20 protein-coding genes are annotated in these 17457 nt (G+C 63.7%); 6 read left to right on the forward strand and 14 right to left on the reverse strand.

The annotated features are described in order from the left end of the window. The first annotated feature begins 11 nt into the window (after positions 1–11). Positions 12–734, forward strand: coding sequence for a ComF family protein (locus tag R2N16_RS02285; RefSeq protein WP_316663954.1), 723 nt, complete (start codon positions 12–14; stop codon positions 732–734). A gap of 111 nt (positions 735–845) precedes the next feature. Further along, a complete protein-coding gene (gene trmL / locus R2N16_RS02290) occupies positions 846–1316 on the forward strand; it encodes a tRNA (uridine(34)/cytosine(34)/5-carboxymethylaminomethyluridine(34)-2'-O)-methyltransferase TrmL (protein WP_316663955.1) in 471 nt (156 codons plus the stop codon). Between the two features lie 30 nt (positions 1317–1346). Here the strand turns inward: trmL and R2N16_RS02295 are convergent, their stop codons facing one another. From R2N16_RS02295 to R2N16_RS02310, 4 genes are all read right to left on the reverse strand, one after another. Continuing rightward, positions 1347–2363 (reverse strand): NAD(P)H-dependent glycerol-3-phosphate dehydrogenase, encoded by a 1017-nt coding sequence (locus R2N16_RS02295; protein ID WP_316663956.1) that lies wholly within the window; start codon positions 2361–2363, stop codon positions 1347–1349. A 109-nt stretch (positions 2364–2472) separates the two neighbouring features. After that, positions 2473–2991 carry a protein-export chaperone SecB gene (gene secB / locus R2N16_RS02300; protein WP_316663957.1) on the reverse strand — a complete coding sequence of 173 codons (519 nt, stop codon included), beginning with the start codon at positions 2989–2991 and terminating at the stop codon, positions 2473–2475. A 173-nt stretch (positions 2992–3164) separates the two neighbouring features. Beyond that, positions 3165–3422, reverse strand: coding sequence for a glutaredoxin 3 (grxC, locus tag R2N16_RS02305; RefSeq protein ID WP_004633497.1), 258 nt, complete (start codon positions 3420–3422; stop codon positions 3165–3167). Between the two features lie 18 nt (positions 3423–3440). Then, complete coding sequence (locus R2N16_RS02310) at positions 3441–3863, reverse strand: rhodanese-like domain-containing protein (protein WP_316663959.1); 423 nt, start codon at positions 3861–3863, stop codon at positions 3441–3443. A 178-nt stretch (positions 3864–4041) separates the two neighbouring features. Here R2N16_RS02310 and gpmA point away from each other — a divergent pair, with 178 nt between their 5' ends. The 3 genes from gpmA to R2N16_RS02325 all read left to right on the forward strand — a co-directional run bounded on the left by gpmA (position 4042) and on the right by R2N16_RS02325 (position 7342). Next, the gene (gene gpmA / locus R2N16_RS02315) at positions 4042–4788 is read left to right on the forward strand and encodes a 2,3-diphosphoglycerate-dependent phosphoglycerate mutase (protein WP_316663961.1); all 747 of its coding nucleotides are present in this window, start codon (positions 4042–4044) and stop codon (positions 4786–4788) included. A 118-nt stretch (positions 4789–4906) separates the two neighbouring features. Next, positions 4907–6523 carry a S41 family peptidase gene (locus tag R2N16_RS02320; protein ID WP_316663962.1) on the forward strand — a complete coding sequence of 539 codons (1617 nt, stop codon included), beginning with the start codon at positions 4907–4909 and terminating at the stop codon, positions 6521–6523. Between the two features lie 69 nt (positions 6524–6592). After that, positions 6593–7342, forward strand: a complete 750-nt coding sequence (locus R2N16_RS02325; protein WP_316663964.1) for a HesA/MoeB/ThiF family protein — start codon at positions 6593–6595, stop codon at positions 7340–7342. A gap of 69 nt (positions 7343–7411) precedes the next feature. Here the strand turns inward: R2N16_RS02325 and bfr are convergent, their stop codons facing one another. The 10 genes from bfr to R2N16_RS02375 all read right to left on the reverse strand — a co-directional run bounded on the left by bfr (position 7412) and on the right by R2N16_RS02375 (position 16579). Beyond that, positions 7412–7891 carry a bacterioferritin gene (gene bfr / locus R2N16_RS02330; protein ID WP_004637092.1) on the reverse strand — a complete coding sequence of 160 codons (480 nt, stop codon included), beginning with the start codon at positions 7889–7891 and terminating at the stop codon, positions 7412–7414. A gap of 137 nt (positions 7892–8028) precedes the next feature. Next, a complete protein-coding gene (locus R2N16_RS02335) occupies positions 8029–8304 on the reverse strand; it encodes a (2Fe-2S)-binding protein (RefSeq protein ID WP_316663966.1) in 276 nt (91 codons plus the stop codon). A 231-nt stretch (positions 8305–8535) separates the two neighbouring features. Then, complete coding sequence (gene ptsP / locus R2N16_RS02340) at positions 8536–10287, reverse strand: phosphoenolpyruvate--protein phosphotransferase (RefSeq protein ID WP_316663968.1); 1752 nt, start codon at positions 10285–10287, stop codon at positions 8536–8538. A gap of 44 nt (positions 10288–10331) precedes the next feature. Then, positions 10332–10601, reverse strand: a complete 270-nt coding sequence (locus tag R2N16_RS02345; protein ID WP_004637085.1) for an HPr family phosphocarrier protein — start codon at positions 10599–10601, stop codon at positions 10332–10334. Continuing rightward, entirely contained in the window at positions 10570–11025 is a 456-nt protein-coding gene (locus tag R2N16_RS02350; protein ID WP_316663969.1) for a PTS sugar transporter subunit IIA, read from the reverse strand. The genes R2N16_RS02345 and R2N16_RS02350 overlap by 32 nt, the downstream gene beginning before the upstream one ends. 119 nt (positions 11026–11144) lie before the next feature. Further along, the gene (gene gshB, locus R2N16_RS02355) at positions 11145–12116 is read right to left on the reverse strand and encodes a glutathione synthase (protein ID WP_316663971.1); all 972 of its coding nucleotides are present in this window, start codon (positions 12114–12116) and stop codon (positions 11145–11147) included. Between the two features lie 31 nt (positions 12117–12147). Further along, entirely contained in the window at positions 12148–13443 is a 1296-nt protein-coding gene (gene gshA / locus R2N16_RS02360; protein WP_316663972.1) for a glutamate--cysteine ligase, read from the reverse strand. Positions 13444–13809: 366 nt separating this feature from the next. Continuing rightward, on the reverse strand, positions 13810–15348 hold the full coding sequence (locus R2N16_RS02365) for an ammonium transporter (RefSeq protein ID WP_316663973.1): 1539 nt from the start codon (positions 15346–15348) through the stop codon (positions 13810–13812). Positions 15349–15378: 30 nt separating this feature from the next. After that, positions 15379–15717 carry a P-II family nitrogen regulator gene (locus R2N16_RS02370; RefSeq protein ID WP_027678364.1) on the reverse strand — a complete coding sequence of 113 codons (339 nt, stop codon included), beginning with the start codon at positions 15715–15717 and terminating at the stop codon, positions 15379–15381. 46 nt (positions 15718–15763) lie between these two features. Then, positions 15764–16579, reverse strand: a complete 816-nt coding sequence (locus tag R2N16_RS02375; protein WP_316663975.1) for a TorF family putative porin — start codon at positions 16577–16579, stop codon at positions 15764–15766. A 534-nt stretch (positions 16580–17113) separates the two neighbouring features. Between R2N16_RS02375 and R2N16_RS02380 the strand changes: the two genes are divergently transcribed. Further along, positions 17114–17371 carry an accessory factor UbiK family protein gene (locus R2N16_RS02380; protein WP_316663977.1) on the forward strand — a complete coding sequence of 86 codons (258 nt, stop codon included), beginning with the start codon at positions 17114–17116 and terminating at the stop codon, positions 17369–17371. Positions 17372–17457 lie beyond the last annotated feature (86 nt).

Below are 17457 nucleotides of genomic sequence, written 5' to 3' on the forward strand. Positions count from 1 at the left end.
CAGCTTTTTGCATGCACAAACACGCGTTATCGGCATGGTTTCGCGCCGGGCTACGGCATCTGCTGCCGTGCGCCTGCGTGCTTTGCGGTGCGGTGCAGGGTGGCCTGGTGTGCGCTGGCTGCACGGCCGATCTGGCCCCACAGCTGCACAGGCGACGCTGCGTCCAATGTGCCATCGCGCTGGAGGCGCGGCACGTCGGCCGGCACTGCCACACCTGTTTGGCTGGCGCACCCGACTTTGACGCAACCGTCGTGATTGCGGACTATGGCTGGCCGCTCGACCACCTTGTCACCGGATTGAAATTTCGGGCGCAATTGCCATTGGCTGCCTGGCTGGCGGATCAATTGGGCAACGCGCTGGCCGCTGCCCCGGGCGAGTTGCCGGACATGCTGCTGCCGGTACCGCTCTCGCCTGCACGCCTGCGCTCGCGCGGCTACAACCAGGCGTGGGAGATTGCCCGCCGGCTGGCGCGCCACCAGAACATTCCCGCCCATGCCAACGCCCTGCACCGTGTGCGCGACAACCCCGCCCAGGCCACGCTGGACCGTGCCGAGCGGCTGACCAACCTGCACGGTGCATTCGTTGTCGCCGAGCCTGCGCGCATCGCGGGGCGCCACGTCGGTGTCGTCGACGACGTGATGACCACGGGCGCGACCCTCGGCGAGATCGCCACGCAACTCAAACGCGCTGGCGCCATCCGCGTCACCAACGTGGTCGCCTTGCGCACGCCCTGATTGCGTGCTTATGCGACATTGTGTCGCGCCGCCTATGCGAAGCTGTGGCGGGGTGACAACCCTTCCCAATGTGGATAAGCTCGCCGCCGAAATGCCTCCTGCCGCCCGATCATGTTCAACGTCGTCCTTGTCGAACCCGAAATCCCGCCCAATACGGGCAATGTGATCCGCCTGTGCGCCAACACGGGCGCGCAGCTGCATCTGATTGAACCGTTGGGTTTTCCGCTCGAAGATGCCCGCATGCGCCGCGCCGGCCTGGACTACCACGAATACGCGACGATGCGCGTGCATGCCGATTGGGACACCTTCCTGCGCGACGCACAGCCCGATCCCACGCGCATGTTCGCGCTCACCACGCGCGGCTCGACGCCGTTTGCCAGCATGGCATTCCAGCCGGGCGACTGGTTTGTGTTCGGGTCGGAAACGCGCGGGTTGTCGGAAGAACGCCGCGAATGGTTTCCCGCTTCGCAGCGGATTCGCCTGCCGATGCGGCCGGACAACCGCAGCCTGAATCTATCGAACACCGTGGCGGTGGTGGTGTTCGAAGCGTGGCGGCAAAACGGCTTCGCGGGTGGCGCCTGAGCCAGACGCCACCCTTGAAGCGCGGCGGGACTAGCGTGCCGATTCTGATTTTGCGTCGCGCTGCAGCAGCCGTTCGACCGCTTTCGCTGCGGCAAGCCCGTCAAACAGGACTTCGCAGACAGTAAAGGTAATCGGCATGTCCACACCCTTGGCGCGCGCCAGAGCGGCCACGGCCCGCGCGCAGCGCACGCCTTCCGCCACGTGGCCGAGGCTGTGCAGGATGTCGTCGAGCGTGCGGCCCTGAGCGAGCTGCATCCCGACCGTGCGGTTGCGTGATAGATCACCGGTGGCGGTCAGCAGCAGATCGCCCATGCCGGTCAGCCCCATGAATGTTTCCGGCCGACCACCGAGCGCCAACCCCAGGCGCGTCATCTCAGCCAGCCCGCGCGTCACCAGTGCGGCGCGCGCGTTCAGCCCCAGGCCCAAGCCATCTGCCGCGCCGGTCGCAATGGCCAGCACATTCTTGACGGCACCGCCCACTTCCACGCCGACGAGGTCATCGCTCGCGTACACGCGCATCGCGTGATGGTGAAAGCCGCGCTGCGTGAGCTTGCATAGCGCTTCGCTGGTCGATGCGACCGTCATGGCGCACGGCAAACCCTGCGCGACTTCCTTGGCGAAGCTCGGTCCCGACAGCACACCGACAGCGAGGTCGGTACGGCCTGTCTGCTTCAACACATCGGCGACGATGGCGTGCGGCAGTGCGCTGGTCTCGGGATCGAACCCCTTGCATAGCCAGATCACGTTGCGCACACCGCCGTGCGCGGCGATCGTGCGCGCCAGGTCCGCCAGCCCGGCAACAGGCGAAGCGATGACGGCGAGTCCGTCATCGCCAGCCGCATGGTCGAGCGCAGCCTGCAAATCAGCAGAAAAATGCAGCGACGCCTGCAGCGGCATGCCCGGCAAATACGGTGCGTTGATGTGCGTGGCGGCCATCTGCGTGACGAGGTTCGCGTCACGCCCCCACAGCACGACGTCGTGCGATTGCGCGGCGTGGCTGGCCAGAGCCGTGCCCCAGGCACCGGCACCCAAAACGGAAATTCGCATGCGCGTATTCAACATCGGTCAGGCAAAGGTCGAGCAACAGGTCGGGCAAAAAAAAAGCCCGCGCAAGCGTGCGGCTGGCGCGGGCCCTCCGGCGCAGTGCGCCTCGTACTTAGTGGGTAGCCTTCGAGCCGTCCGGCATCACCAGGCCAGCGCCGCCGGCTTGGCCCTGCTGCTCCATGGCAGCGGCCAGGCGTTGTTCGTACAGCGCCTGGAAGTTGATTTCCGCCAGGTGGATCGGCTGGAAGCCCGCACGGCCGATGGTGTCGGCAATGTTCGAGCGCAGGTACGGGTACACGATGGTCGGGCAGGCGATGCCCAGCAGCGGATCCATCTGTTCGGCCGGCACGTTGCGGATGTCGAAGATGCCCGCTTGCTTGGCTTCCACCAGGAATGCGACCTTCTCTTGCACCTTGGTCGTCACCGTACCGATGACGGTCACTTCGAACACGCCGTCAGCCAGTTGCGAAGCGGCGACGTCCACCTGCACTTCCACGGACGGCTGTTCCTGCTCGAGGAAGATGTGCGGCGAGTTCGGTTGTTCCAGCGACAGGTCCTTCAGATAGACGCGCTGGATGTTGAAGAACGGCTGGCCATCCTGGCCCGGTTGCTGCTGTTGCTGGTCGCTCATGACTCGCCTTCAAATGGGATGTGGTCGGTGCTTGGCGGAAGCGTCCGCCGCGCAAGACGCGTATGGTACATGACCAAGTGGGGCCCGCTATGGGCGCCAGCCCGAAAGTACAACGCCCGGTCAAAGCCGGGCGTTTTTGTGTGGCGCGCAGGTCGCCAGATCGGTCCGCCGAATCAGGCAGCCAGCAACGGAACCAAGCCACCTTCGCGGTCCAGCGCAGACAGATCATCGAAGCCGCCGATGTGGCGCTCGTCGATGTAGATCTGCGGAACCGTGCGGCGGTTCGTGCGCGTCATCATCTCTTCGCGCTTGCCCGGTTCGCGATCGATCAGGATCTTCTCGATCTGCTCGACACCGCGCTGCTTCAGGAGTCGTTCCGCTGCCACGCAATAGGGGCAGACGGTGGTGCTGTACATGACCACGTGCGCCATAACTTCAACCTCGTTTCTTTATTTCACAACCGGAAGGCCAGCTTGTTGCCAGGCGGCCAATCCGCCCTCGAGCGAATACACCTCACTGTAACCGGCCTGCTTCAGGACCGCTTGCGCCCGCCCCGCGCGCTGGCCGGTCTGGCATACGAGGATGATGGGGGTCTGTTTGTTCTTTGCAAGGCCGGACGCCTTGCCTTCAAGCTCGCCGAGGGGCGCGTGCTTGGCTTGCGGCAGATGGCCGGCGGCGTATTCACCGCTTTCACGCACATCCACCACCACGGCATTGCGGCGGTTGATGAGCTGGGTGGCCGCCGGGGCACTCACCTTGGCGCCACCACCGCCCGCGATGCGGCGCTGGATGGGCGCCCAGAGCAGCAGCAGACCCGAAACGATGGCGACGGCAAGCAGTGCGAGGTTGTTGTAATCGGCGAAGAACTTCACGGTATCGGTTTCCTGGGATGGGTCTGGCAGGTCTAATGGGCGAACATCAGCCGAACGATTCGGGGGCCCAATGCCCGCGGCATTATAAAATAGTCGGTTTCAGCGGCCGCACGATGACGTACGACACGTCGCCGCAGCCGGCCGCGCGCAGGTTTTCTCACTTCTCATCATGGCAGTCATGCATAAGCTCGTCCTCATCCGCCACGGCGAATCGACGTGGAATCTGGAGAACCGCTTCACCGGCTGGGTCGACGTCGACCTGACCGACACGGGCATCGCCCAGGCCCGCGCAGGCGGCAAACTGCTGCGCGAAGCCGGCTTCACCTTCGATCTGGCCTACACGTCTGTGCTCAAGCGCGCGATCCGTACGCTGTGGCACGTGCAGGACGAAATGGATCTGATGTGGATCCCGACCCGCAACGAATGGCGCCTGAACGAGCGCCACTACGGCGCGCTGTCGGGCCTGAACAAGGCCGAAACTGCCGCGCAGTATGGCGACGAGCAAGTACTGGTCTGGCGCCGCAGCTACGACACGCCGCCGCCCGCGCTGGAGCCCGGTGCCGACAACGACGCCTTCGGCAACCCCCGTTACGCGGGCCTCACGCGCGAGCAGGTGCCCCTGACCGAATGCTTGAAAGACACCGTCGCACGCGTGATGCCGCTGTGGGAAGAGTCGATTGCGCCGGCCATCAAGAGCGGCAAGCGCGTGGTGATCGCCGCGCACGGCAACAGTATCCGCGCGCTGGTGAAATACCTGGACGGCATTTCCGACGCGGACATCGTCGGCCTGAATATCCCGAACGGCACGCCGCTTGTCTATGAGCTGGATGCCAACCTCAAGCCGATCCGCCATTACTACCTGGGCGACCAGGAGGCGATCGCCGCGTCGCTCGCGGCGGTGGCCAGCCAGGGCAAGTCGAAATAATCCGTAACGGGCGCTGCGGCACTCCAACGCCTTTATACTGTCGAAGCCTGTAGCCCGGGATGTGCGCGAGCCGTCCCGGGCCATGTTTATCTACTGTTCCCACGTCCACGCTCGACACATGCGAACTTCGCTCAAGAACATCAGCTTGATCGCCATCGGCCTCGTCACCGGGGTCCTGGCGACGCTCCAGCTCTCCGCCACTGCGCAAAACGCGACGGTCGGGCCGCTTCCGCTGGAGAAACTCAGGCTCATGGCCGACATCTTTGGCCAGATCAAGCGCGAATATGTCGAGCCGGTGGACGACGACAAGCTGCTGACCGAAGCCATCAAGGGCATGGTCGCCAGCCTCGACCCGCATTCTGCCTACCTGGACAAGAAAGACTTCCAGGAACTTCAGGAAGGGACCCAGGGCCGCTTCGCCGGTCTGGGCATCGAGATCTCCCAGGAAGAAGGCCTCGTCAAGGTCATCAACCCGATTGAAGACACCCCCGCCTTCCGCGCCGGCGTGCAGCCAGGCGACCTGATCACCCGCATCGACGATAAACCCGTGCGCGGCATGCCGCTGGAGCAGGCCGTCAAGCGCATGCGCGGCGCGCCGGGCACGAAGGTCACGCTCACCATCTACCGCAAGAAGGAAGAGCGCACGTTCCCGCTGACCATCACCCGTGCCGAGATCCAGGTGCAATCGGTCAAGGCCAAGATGCTGGACAACGGCATCGCCTGGGTGCGCATTACCAGCTTCCAGGAACGCACCGTGCCGGACCTGGCCAAGAGGCTCAATGACCTGGCCAAACAGGACGCTCACCTCAAGGGCCTGATCCTGGATCTGCGCAACAACGGCGGCGGCGTACTGCAAGCTGCGGTTGGCGTGTCGGCTGCGTTCCTGCCGCCGGACGTGACGGTGGTCTCGACCAACGGTCAGGTACCGGATGCCAAGCGCACGTACAAGGCGAGCTTTGCCAACTACCGCTTGAGCAATTTCGATTCCGACCCGTTGGTGGGCCTGGACCCCGAGTTCAAGACCGTGCCGATCATCGTGCTGACCAACGCCTACACGGCTTCGGCCTCCGAAATCGTGGCCGGCGCGCTGCAGGATCATCACCGCGCCAAGACGATGGGCAAAACGACCTTCGGCAAGGGCTCGGTGCAGACGGTGCGTCCGCTGTCGAACGACACCGGCATCAAGCTGACCATCGCGTACTACTACACGCCGTCGGGCAAGTCGATCCAGGCCAAGGGCATCCGCCCGGATATTCCGGTTGACCAGAACCCGGACGGCGACCCCGACGACGCGCTGATCACGCGCGAAATCGACACCGAACGCCACCTGCACAACAAGCAGGAATCGGAAGAAGCCGAGATGACCGAGCGCGAAAAGCGCCGCGTTGAAGAGCTGCGTCGCCTGGAAGAAGAAAACGCCAAGAAAACGCCGGAGCAGCGCGAGAAGGAGCGCAATAAGAAGCCGATCGAGTTCGGTTCGGCCGAAGACTTCATGCTGCAACAGGCCATTGCCGACTTGAAGGGTCAGCCGGTCAAGCGCTCGAAATCGGTGCTGGAAGCCGCTTCTGCCGCGGTGCCGGACAAGACGGTGAAATCACCGGCGGCCAAGGAATCGAGCGCCCCGGCCAAGCTGCTCAAGGGCAAGGCCACGCCGGCGTCCGAGCCGGCTGCACCGAAGCCCAATGTTCCGGCCAGCGGCGTGCAGCCTGCCCCGGAACCCACCGGCGCCCGTTAAGACACCTGCCGGCAAACGCTGGCAAACTTACGAGGCCGTGCACTGCACGGCCTTTTTCATTGCACCGCCATGAACGACGATCAACTGCTGCGCTACTCGCGCCATATCCTGCTCGACGAAATCGGCATCGAGGGACAGACGCGCCTGCTTGAAAGCCATGCGCTGATCATCGGCGCGGGCGGGCTTGGCGCTGCGGCCCTGCCCTATCTGGCGGCGGCGGGCGTGGGCACGCTCACCATCGTCGACGACGACACGGTGGACCTGACCAACCTGCAGCGCCAGATCATCCACACCACGGAATCGGTCGGGCAACCGAAGGTGGCATCCGCGCAGGCGGCCATCGCCCGGTTGAACCCGGACGTGCGCGTGCATGCCGTGCAGCGCCGACTCGATGCCGATGCCATCGGCGCACGGCTCGGCGGCGTCAGCGTGGTGCTGGACTGCTCCGACAACTTCGCCACACGCCAGGCCGCCAACCTCGCCTGCGTGCGTGCTGGTGTGCCGCTGGTGTCGGGCGCCGCCATCCGCTTCGATGGGCAGATCAGCGTATTTGACAGCCGCGCCGGCGGCCCCTGCTACGCGTGCCTGTTTCCGCCCGACGAGCCCGCGCCCGACGTGGCGTGCGCAACGATGGGCGTGTTCTCGCCGCTGGTGGGCATGGTCGGTACGGTGCAGGCCGCCGAGACACTCAAGCTGATCGCCGGCATCGGCCGTTCGCTGGCCGGTCGTCTGCTGATGCTCGACGGTCTGTCGATGGAATGGACGACGATGCGCATCACGCGCCAACCGTCATGCCCGGTCTGCAGCGGCACGCACTGAAGCGCCTGAACATGCGCAACAAAAAAGGAGGCCGAGGCCTCCTTCTATTTTTTTTGCGGCTGACGAGGCTTACTCGCCCTCCGGCTCCATCTGCGATTGCAGGTAGTTCTGAATGCCCACCTTGTCGATCAGCTCAAGCTGCGTTTCCAGCCAGTCGATGTGCTCTTCGGTGTCGTCCAGAATGTCCACCAGGATTTCACGGCTGACGTAGTCCTTGACCGATTCACAGTAGGCGATGCCCTCGACCACGGTGCCGTGTGCGGCGCGCTCAAGCTTCAAGTCGCACTCGATGATCTCTTTCGTGTCTTGGCCGATGAAGATCTTACCCAGGTCCTGCAGGTTAGGCAGGCCGTCGAGCATCAGGATGCGCTCGATCAGGCGATCGGCATGCTTCATCTCGCCGATCGACTCCTTGTACTCGTGGTCTCCAATGCGCTTGAGCCCCCAATGGCCGTACATGCGTGCGTGGAGGAAATACTGGTTGATGGCGGTCAGCTCGTTCTTGAGCTGGGCGTTCAGATATTGGATGACCTTCTTATCGCCTTTCATTCTTGGGGCTCCTGCGGGTGATGGACGCTTGTACGCGTCCGTTCAAGGCGAGCCCTTTGCCTGACCAGCAAGCAACAAAATGCCACCGAGGCTCAAGCGCCTGGGCGGCAATTCGCAGCGACAGGAAAAACGGGAAATCAGGCAGCCAATGCACCGGCCACAATGGCCTGGTCATTGGCGACGGGCTCGTCGCGACGCTCGATTATGGCATGCGTGCTGGCACGGCCCAAGATCTGATCGACGGGGACGCAGCTCACCGCTTCGGCGAGCACCTGCTTGGCGCAGTCCCGGCATTGTCCGCAGCAGGTACCCACGCCGAGCGTTTCGGCGAGTTCGTCCATCGTCGACACGCCCAGACGGGCGGCGCCATGGATTTCGCGGTCGGTCACTTGGTTGCAGATACAGACGTACACAGGGATTCCTCCGCAGCGCTCAGAACACGCTGTAAAACCAGAATAACAGAGAATGGAAATGAGAACAATTCTTGTTCTACCCCATTTCATGCGGAGGGTTACGCAGGTGCGCGCGAGTCGTCTTTCCGGAGAAAGACGTGCAATTTCAATCACTTACGGGAAGGCTGCGACCAATAAAGGCGACGCGCCGGCGCGACAGTCGTGCAGGCCGGCGCCTGAGAGAGGCGCGGATCAGGCTTGCGCCAGCGCGCCAAGCGCCTCTTCGATTTCGGCCGGTTCGCAGGCGTGCAGCAGGCGGTCAGCCTCGCGCATCAGGCGGGGGCGGTCCGAGCGCAGAATCTGCTGCTTGACGCTCAGCAACTGCGACGGATGCATCGAGAACTCAGTGAGGCCCATGCCGAGCAGCAGGCGCGTCATGGTGGCGTCGCCTGCCATCTCGCCGCACACCGAAACCGGCTTGCCTGCCTGATGTGCTTCGCGGATGGTGCGCGCGATCAATTGCAGCACCGCCGGATGCAGCGGGTCGTATAGATGCGCGACCGCGTTGTCGGCGCGGTCGATGGCGAGCGTGTACTGGATCAGGTCGTTCGTGCCGATCGAGAAAAAATCCATACGGCGCAGGAACACCGGAAGAATCAGCACGGCGGCCGGAATCTCGATCATGGCGCCGACTTTGATGGTCGGGTCGTAGGCCACGCCTTCGGCGTCGAGCGAAGCCTTGGCGCGTGCCAGCAATTCGAGCGTCTGGTCGATTTCGCGTGCGTGCGCAAGCATCGGCACGAGAATCTTGATGGGCCCGAATGCCGACGCCCGCAACAGCGCGCGCAACTGCGTCAGGAACATCGCCGGCTCCGACAGCGACCAGCGGATTGCACGCAAACCCAGCGCCGGATTGGGCGCAGTCTCGAACGCGCCGTCGCGGACATCCAGCGGTTTGTCGGCACCGATGTCGATGGTACGGATCGTGACGGGCAGGCCCCTCATCGATTCAACGGCAGTGCGGTACGCGCGGAACTGCTCCTCCTCGTCGGGCAGCGCGCCACGACGGTTCATGAAGAGGAATTCGGAGCGGAAAAGGCCCACGCCCACGGCACCGGCTTTGACAGCGGCCGCCGCATCTTCCGGCATTTCGATGTTCGCCTGCAGATCGATTTGCGTGCCGTCGAGCGTGACGGTGGGCGTATGGCGCAGGCGTTCGAGGCGCTTCTTCTGCAACTCGCCTTCGCTGCGGCGATGGCGGTATTCCTCGAGGATGGACGCGCTCGGATCGACGATGACGATGCCGTTGTCGCCGTCAATGACGACGATGTCGTCTTGGCGAATCAGCGTGCTCGCGTTATGCACGCCCACGGCCGCCGGAATGTCGAGGCTGCGCGCCACGATGGCGGTGTGCGAGGTGCGACCGCCCGTGTCGGTCACGAAGCCAGCGAAGGTCTGGCCGCGAAATTGCAGCATATCGGCCGGCGCAATATCGTGCGCGACAACAATCATGCCGGCATCCGGATCGCAGCCGACCGCCACCGGCGCGGGCGCCAACGCGGGCGCGCCGGCCAGCACCTTCAGAATGCGTTCGACCACCTGCTCGATGTCGGCTTTGCGCTCACGCAGGTATTCGTCTTCGATTTCACCAAACTGGCGGATCAGCTCTTCAAGCTGCGTTGTGAGCGCCCACTCTGCGTTGTAGCGTCGCTGGCGAATCAACGTCTCGGGCACCTGCGAGAGCAACGCGTCATCCAGAATCATCGCGTGCACGTCGAGGAAGGCGCCCATCTCTTCGGGCACATCGGTGGGCAGGTCGCGCTTGAGTGCCGCCAGTTCGGCGCGCACCGTGGCGCGGGCACTGCGCAAGCGCTCGACCTCGGCGTCGACCTTGTCCTCGTCGACCAGGTAGTGCGACACATCGAGCGCCGCACGCGCCAGCATGTGGGCGCGGCCGATGGCGATGCCACGCGAGACCGGAATACCGTGCAGGGTAAAAGGCATAGACGCTGGCCGGAGCGGCGTTGAAGTGGGTGCGGCGGGCGGGGTTATTCGCCTTCGCCGAAGCGATCGTTGATGAGCGCGACGAGACCATCCATGGCGTCGTGCTCGTCGGGGCCGTCGATCTCCAGCGTGACGGTGGAGCCGATGCCCGCGGCCAGCATCATCACGCCCATGATGCTCTTGGCGTCGACCTGACGGCCGTTGCGCGACATCTTGATCTGGCTGTCGAACTTGCTGGCGAGCTGCGTGAGTTTTGCGGAGGCGCGGGCATGCAGCCCGAGCTTATTGATGATGGTGATATCCCTCTGCAGCATATTTGTCCGGATGGTTGGCAACCTGGTTCTGAACGGCTGTCGAGCCGACCTGCAGTACGCCTTGCGCGCCGCCGGCCAGGGCCTTGGCGGCAAGTTGTTCGAGTTTTTCGGAGCGATAGCAGATGGCGCGCACGAGCATCGGCAGGTTCACGCCTGCCAGCACGCGCACGCGGCCCGGATCAGCCAGACGCGAGGCGATATTGGCGGGCGTGGCCCCGAAGATGTCGGTCAGCACCAGCGCGCCGTTGGCCTCAATGAGTTCGGCGAGCTTGTCACGCGCCTGAGCCAGCACGGCAGCCGGCTCGGCATCGGGCAGGACATCGATTGCGACCAGCCCTTCGGGCTGGCCGCAATAGACGTGTGCAGCGCAATCGCGCAGTGCGCTGGCCAGCGGCGCATGAGCGATGATCAGAATCCCTGCCATGATCGAAAAGCGAATCGGTGTGACGCCGATTGTATCAGGGCCATTTGGCGCAATTGTGCTCCCATGTACCGAATCTCCCCCTTGTGGAGGACCCTCGGCGGACGGGCCATGCCGCCATATCAGGCGGGCTTGCGCCCCAATCCGCTGGTCTTGCCTGCAGCGCGCTCCAGTGCGTCGATGAACATGCCGGCTACATTGAAGCCCGTCTGCTGAGTGATTTCCTGGAAGCACGTCGGGCTGGTGACGTTGACTTCGGTGAGGTAGTCCCCAATCACGTCCAGGCCGACGAGCAACAGACCGCGTTGCCACAGCACCGGCGCAAGTGCATGCGCAATCACATGATCACGCTCGGACAGCGGCTGGGCCTTCCCTGTGCCGCCCGCGGCCAGATTGCCCCGTACCTCGCCGGCCATGGGCACGCGCGCCAGCGAATGCGGCACGGGCGAACCGCCGATCAGAAGGATGCGCTTGTCGCCCTCGCGGATCGCCGGAATGTACTGCTGAGCCATGATCGTGCGCGCGCCGTTGTCGGTGAGCGATTCGATGACCGCACCGAGGTTCATGCCATCGGGTCCCACGCGGAAGATGCCCGCACCGCCCATGCCGTCGAGCGGCTTGAAGATGACGTCGCCCTGCTCGGCGTGGAATTCGCGCAGGCGCTTGGCATCACGCGACACGACGGTCGGCACGGTGAACTCCCGGAACTGGGCGATGGCCAGCTTCTCCGAATGATCACGAATCGCCTGCGGCTTGTTGAACACGCGCGCGCCCTGACGCTCGGCAATCTCCAGCAGCCACGTGCTGGTGACGTACTCCATGTCGAACGGGGGGTCCTTGCGCATCAGCACGGCGTCAAAGCCAGTGAGCGGCAGCAGGCGCGCGTCGCCGGCGCGATACCAATCGTGCTCGTCGCCGGTCAGGGCGATAGGCGTGGCAACGGTTTCGACCACATTGTTCGCCAGCGTGAGCTGTGACTGCAGGCACGTGTAGATGGCGTAACCACGCGCCGCCGCCTCGCGCATCATCGCGAAGGTGGAATCCTTGTAGGTCTTGAACGTTGACAGCGGATCGACGATGAACAGGATGCGCATGGCGGTTCCTTCTGCAGCAGGGTACGGCCGATCAGATCAGCGGGTTCGGGTCGGTTTTCTCAAGCTCGAGCGACGCAGCCAACAGCGCCAAGCGCGCCACCACGCCATACATATAGAAGCGGTTCGGCTCGCCGGCGCCCGGCTTGGCATGGCTGTCCGGCAGCGAATTCGACGCAAACGGCAGCGGCACGAAGTGCATGCCCGGCGCATTGAGATTCTCGTCCACGCCGCGGCCCGTGTGAACCCGGTAGAAACCGCCCACCACATAGCGGTCGATCATGTAGACGACGGGCTCGGCCACAGCTTCGTTGATCTTCTCGAAGGTGTGCACGCCCTCCTGCACGATCACTTCCGAGACCTCCAGGCCTTCCTTGACCACGCTCATCTTGTTGCGCTCCTTCCGGTTGAGGCCCTTGACCTCGGAAGGATCGCGCACGGTCATCACGCCCATGCCATAGGTGCCGGCGTCGGCCTTGACCACCACGTATGGGGTCTCGTGCACCCCGTATTCCTTGTACTTCTTGGCCGTTTTCTTGAGCACCGTCTCCACTGCGTGGGCAAGCTCTTCCTCGCCGGCCCGTTCATGGAAGTCCAGCCCACTGCATTTGGTGAAGTACGGGTTGACCATCCACGGGTCGATGTCGATCAGCTTGGCAAACTTCTTGGCCACTTCGTCGTAGGCGGCAAAGTGGTTGGTCTTGCGACGCTGCGACCAGCCGGCATGGAGCGGCGGCAGCAGATATTGCTCGTTGATGTTCTCAAGGATGGGCGGCACACCGGCCGACAGATCGTTGTTCAGCAGGATCGAGCACGGATCGAAATCGTCCATGCCCAGGCGACGGCCCTTGGTACCGATGCGCTTGATCGGTTCGACCACCAAGCGTTGTCCATCGGGCAGGTCGATCGGGGTCGGCTCAGTGATGTCTTCGGAGAGCGATCCAAGGCGCACATTCAACCCGGCTTGTCGCATGATCTGCGACAGGCGCGCCACGTTCTGCAGATAGAACATGTTGCGCGTGTGGCGCTCGGGGATCAGCAGGAGGTTCTTGGCGTCGGGGCAGATCTTCTCGATAGCGGCCATGGCGGCTTGCACAGCCAACGGCAGCATCTCGGGCGCGAGGTTGTTGAAGCCTCCCGGGAACAGGTTCGTGTCGACCGGGGCCAGCTTGAAACCGGCGTTGCGCAGATCCACGGAACAGTAGAACGGCGGCGTGTGTTCCTGCCACTCCAGGCGGAACCAGCGTTCGATGGCGGGCGTGGCGTCAAGAATCTTCTGCTCGAGCTCCAGCAGCGGCCCGTTCAGCGCGGTGATCAAGTGCGGAACCATACCCTTCCTATTGATGTTATTTATCGCCCACTCCGATTGTAGAGGAACAGGCAATAGCTTGCAGACGACAGCGGGCTATCGATATGCGGTCAGGAGAGCGGATTCGCAAGGGGGTAGTGCGGCAGTGCAGCAAGCGGCACAAAAAAGGCGGACAAAAAAAAGCGCGGGGCTGCCGCGCTTGGGGAATAGCCTGACAGATACGGGGAGCGTTCTGCAGGTGGAGGAAACCACGTCTGCAATGTAAGCGTCCGCATAACGAGAGGCAATTGAAGGTTTTTTACATCGGACTTAAGGGCGTCGGGCTCAGGGGCGACATAACAAAAAACCCGGCGCACGGCCGGGTCTTTTGCGGGATGAGGCAGATGATCAGTCTTCGTAGGCGGTTTCGCCGTGGGACGTGATGTCCAGACCCTCGCGCTCCTCTTCTTCCGGCACGCGCAGGCCAACAATGGCATCGACGATCTTGTACGAGATGAACGCCACCACTGCGGACCAGATGACCGTGGTCGCCACGCCCTGGAACTGGATCCACAGCTGGCCGCCGATCGAGTAATCGTCAGCAACCTTGTTGGCAACATAGTCGTAGATGCCGGTGCCGCCGAGGCTCGGTGCCGCGAACACGCCGGTCAGCAACGCCCCGAGGATACCGCCCACGCCGTGCACACCGAACACATCCAGCGTGTCGTCCATGCCCAGCATGCGCTTGAGGCCATTCACGCCCCACAGGCACAGCAGGCCGGCGATGATGCCGAGCACGATCGAACCCATCGGGCCGACAAAACCGGCCGCCGGGGTGATGGCCACCAGGCCAGCCACGGCACCCGATGCGGCACCCAGCATCGACGGCTTGCTCTTGCCGACCCACTCGCCGAAGCTCCACGACAGCACGGCAGCGGCGGTCGCCAGCAGCGTGTTGACGAAGGCCAGCGCGGCGCTGCCGTTGGCTTCCAGGGCCGAACCGGCGTTGAAGCCGAACCAGCCGAACCACAGCAGCGAGGCACCGACCATGGTCAGCGTCAGGCTGTGCGGCTTGAGCGCCTCACGGCCAAAGCCGAGGCGCTTGCCGAACAGGAAGGCACCCACGAGGCCCGCGACGGCGGCATTGATGTGCACCACGGTACCGCCGGCAAAGTCCAGCGCGCCCTTCTGGAACAGCCAGCCCGACTTGGCCGTCATGACTTCAGCAGCCTTGGCGTCCGTGAAACCGTCCGGACCCGGCCAGAACCAGACCATGTGAGCGATCGGCAGGTAGCTAAAGGTGAACCAGAGCACCACGAACAGCAGGACCGCCGAGAACTTCGCACGCTCGGCGAAAGCGCCGATGATCAGCGCGCAGGTAATCGCCGCAAACGCCCCCTGGAAGGCGAAGTACGCGTATTCCGGCACCACCACGCCCTTGCTGAAGGTGGCGGCCACCGAATCCGGCGTCAGGCCCTTCAGGAACAGACGATCAAGCCCGCCGAAGAACGCGTTGCCCTCGGTGAACGCGAAGCTGTAGCCGTAGACGGCCCACAGGATGATGATGAGCGAGAAGATGCCCATGCACTGCATCAGCACCGACAGCATGTTCTTCTTGCGCACCAGGCCGCCGTAGAACAGCGCCAGACCCGGCAGCGTCATCAGGATGACGAAGGCGGTGGAAATCAGCAGCCACGCCGTGTCGCCCTTGTTGGGAACAGGTGCAGCGGCAGCAGGCGCGGCGGCGGCAGCGGCCGGAGCAGCCGCGGCGGCGGGGGCTGCAGCCGGTGCAGCAGCGGCCGGCTCGGAAGCGGCAGCCGCTGCAGCCGGCGCCGAAGCTTCAGCGGCCGGCTTGTCCTGTGCAACGGCCGGCGCCGACATCACGGCGCCTGCGAGCACGGCAACGACGGCCCCAGCCGTCAGGAATCGTGTGAACCAGGTTTTCATGTTTTGACCTCTTCCTTGGCGGATTGGGGCTTATAGGGCGTCGCCGCCGGTCTCACCGGTGCGGATGCGGATGACTTGTTCGACCTCGGCCACGAAGATCTTGCCGTCGCCAATCTTGCCGGTACGCGCGGATTTTTCGATGGCCTCGACGGCGCGCTCGACCACGTCGTCGGGCACGGCCACTTCGATCTTTACTTTAGGCAGGAAGTCGACGATGTACTCCGCGCCGCGGTAAAGCTCGGTATGACCTTTCTGGCGCCCGAAGCCTTTGACTTCCGTGACGGTAATGCCCGATACACCCACTTCGGACAACGCCTCGCGGACCTCGTCGAGCTTGAACGGCTTGATGATGGCCATGATGAGTTTCATGCTGGTTGCTCCTCAGTCGGCGGCACCGGAGCACCGCCGCGCATCATTATTGGAAAGTCTTGGTGATCGACAGCAGGGCCGTGGCCTTGCCCATGTAGTTGCCGCGTGTGTTCGTATAGAACACGCGCGAAGCATTCGTATCGATGTAGGCCAGCGACGCCGCCCAGCCGTTGCCGAAATCCTTCGTCACGCCGACCTTCCAGTCGGCATACGAGGCGCGCACCGCCTGATGCGGCACCTGCTGGTAGCCGGCATGCAGGTTCAGCGTCAGGCCCCAGAAGCCGGTGTCGAAGTTGCCCGACAGGTCAAAGTACTGGCTGTGATGCGAATCGGGCGTGCCGAACAGGTTCGAGAATGCGTGCGAATACTTGAACGTGACAGGGCCGTAGCCGATCTGCGCATAGCCTTCGGTGGTGTGCGGGCGCGTGAAGCCATCAGGATAGCTGCCTGGGTAGTAGTACTGGAGCACGCCCACGTCGATCGGCACATCCTTGACGATCTCGGTCTTGTAGCCACCGTAGAAATCCATCTCGATCGGTGCGGAGACGTTCGAGTTCGAATCGCTCAACCAACTGATCGACGAGTTCCAGTTACCGATGTAGAAGCCTTCGGGCAACACACCGCCCGGAATGGCGTAGTCAAAGCCACCCTGGATGGCCGGCTTGTTGTTGGTCTGCATGATGCCGCGGTAGCGGTATTGGCTGGCCAGCGTGACGTTGGCCGTGAGCGCGGCCGGCGCGGGCGCGGGTGCGGCGGCCGGTGCATCAGCCGCAGGTGCGGACTGTGCGATGGCGGATTGGCTCACACCGGCAACGGCACCGGTCAGCAGTACCAGGCTGGCTGCGTACGCAAACTTCTTCATAACGGCTCTCCCCCTTTAGAAAGTCGCAACGGCGATGGAAAAAAATTCGCACCAGTTCTGCAACTGTCATGCCAAGTCGATGTCCTCAAATTGGAGGGCGTCTTCGGTTGCGGCGTCGCGCTGCGCCCAGGGCGGAAAGCGGGTGAAATTGGGGACGGGTCACGCTTGGCAACCCCCGCTGCCCGCCAACGGTTGCCGCAGGCGGGTTCGGGCCCTGGCGGCCTACACCGTCATGGCGCGATGAAAACCGTGTGATAGAGTGATTTCAGCCCTGTGCAGTGGCGCATGGAGTGAGTCGCGGGCACTGCGGCGACCGGCTCTGTCCCCGTTTGTCTGGCGCCGCCAATGCCGCATCGCAGCGAGATTTGACGCAAGGTGTGCCGTTCAGAGCGCTCAGCCGGTACCATCGCGGCCAGCAGCACCGAAACCACGCGCCAGACGGTGGCCCTCGCACCACGGCACAGCAATTTTCACGCACAGTTGCGGTGCATGCACCGGCTTGGCGCAGACAGCACGACCCACGGAGCAAACACCATGAAACCGACCGATCTCTTTTCCGACTTCCAAAACCGCGTAAGCGAAGCCCTGCGGAACTCGCCAGCCGCCGACATCGAGAAGAACGTCCGCGCGATGATGGCCCAGGGCTTTTCAAAGCTCGATCTGGTCACGCGTGAGGAATTCGATGTGCAATCGCAAGTCCTGGCGCGTACGCGTGCGCGTCTGGAAGAACTGGAAACGCGCGTAGCCGCGCTGGAAGCGAAACTGAAGCCTGCCGCCCCCGCAGATCAGTAACCCGCCGCCCGGTGTTGCGCCGGATGCGCATCTGCATGGCTGCTGTGCTGACCGCCGCACCCTTGCTGCGACGCACAGCGAAAAAG

The organism is Ralstonia psammae (assembly GCF_958405935.1).
Classification (GTDB): domain Bacteria; phylum Pseudomonadota; class Gammaproteobacteria; order Burkholderiales; family Burkholderiaceae; genus Ralstonia; species Ralstonia psammae.

Excerpts from the sequence above, each read along its gene's own strand:
- R2N16_RS02285 (WP_316663954.1), top strand. The coding sequence starts at position 12 with ATGCACAAACACGCGTTATCGGCATGGTTTCGCGCCGGGCTACGGCAT.
- trmL (WP_316663955.1), top strand. The coding sequence starts at position 846 with ATGTTCAACGTCGTCCTTGTCGAACCCGAAATCCCGCCCAATACGGGC.
- R2N16_RS02295 (WP_316663956.1), bottom strand. The coding sequence starts at position 2,363 with ATGCGAATTTCCGTTTTGGGTGCCGGTGCCTGGGGCACGGCTCTGGCC.
- secB (WP_316663957.1), bottom strand. The coding sequence starts at position 2,991 with ATGAGCGACCAGCAACAGCAGCAACCGGGCCAGGATGGCCAGCCGTTC.
- grxC (WP_004633497.1), bottom strand. The coding sequence starts at position 3,422 with ATGGCGCACGTGGTCATGTACAGCACCACCGTCTGCCCCTATTGCGTG.
- gpmA (WP_316663961.1), top strand. The coding sequence starts at position 4,042 with ATGCATAAGCTCGTCCTCATCCGCCACGGCGAATCGACGTGGAATCTG.
- R2N16_RS02320 (WP_316663962.1), top strand. The coding sequence starts at position 4,907 with ATGCGAACTTCGCTCAAGAACATCAGCTTGATCGCCATCGGCCTCGTC.
- R2N16_RS02325 (WP_316663964.1), top strand. The coding sequence starts at position 6,593 with ATGAACGACGATCAACTGCTGCGCTACTCGCGCCATATCCTGCTCGAC.
- bfr (WP_004637092.1), bottom strand. The coding sequence starts at position 7,891 with ATGAAAGGCGATAAGAAGGTCATCCAATATCTGAACGCCCAGCTCAAG.
- ptsP (WP_316663968.1), bottom strand. The coding sequence starts at position 10,287 with ATGCCTTTTACCCTGCACGGTATTCCGGTCTCGCGTGGCATCGCCATC.
- R2N16_RS02345 (WP_004637085.1), bottom strand. The coding sequence starts at position 10,601 with ATGCTGCAGAGGGATATCACCATCATCAATAAGCTCGGGCTGCATGCC.
- R2N16_RS02350 (WP_316663969.1), bottom strand. The coding sequence starts at position 11,025 with ATGGCAGGGATTCTGATCATCGCTCATGCGCCGCTGGCCAGCGCACTG.
- gshB (WP_316663971.1), bottom strand. The coding sequence starts at position 12,116 with ATGCGCATCCTGTTCATCGTCGATCCGCTGTCAACGTTCAAGACCTAC.
- gshA (WP_316663972.1), bottom strand. The coding sequence starts at position 13,443 with ATGGTTCCGCACTTGATCACCGCGCTGAACGGGCCGCTGCTGGAGCTC.
- R2N16_RS02365 (WP_316663973.1), bottom strand. The coding sequence starts at position 15,348 with ATGAAAACCTGGTTCACACGATTCCTGACGGCTGGGGCCGTCGTTGCC.
- R2N16_RS02370 (WP_027678364.1), bottom strand. The coding sequence starts at position 15,717 with ATGAAACTCATCATGGCCATCATCAAGCCGTTCAAGCTCGACGAGGTC.
- R2N16_RS02375 (WP_316663975.1), bottom strand. The coding sequence starts at position 16,579 with ATGAAGAAGTTTGCGTACGCAGCCAGCCTGGTACTGCTGACCGGTGCC.
- R2N16_RS02380 (WP_316663977.1), top strand. The coding sequence starts at position 17,114 with ATGAAACCGACCGATCTCTTTTCCGACTTCCAAAACCGCGTAAGCGAA.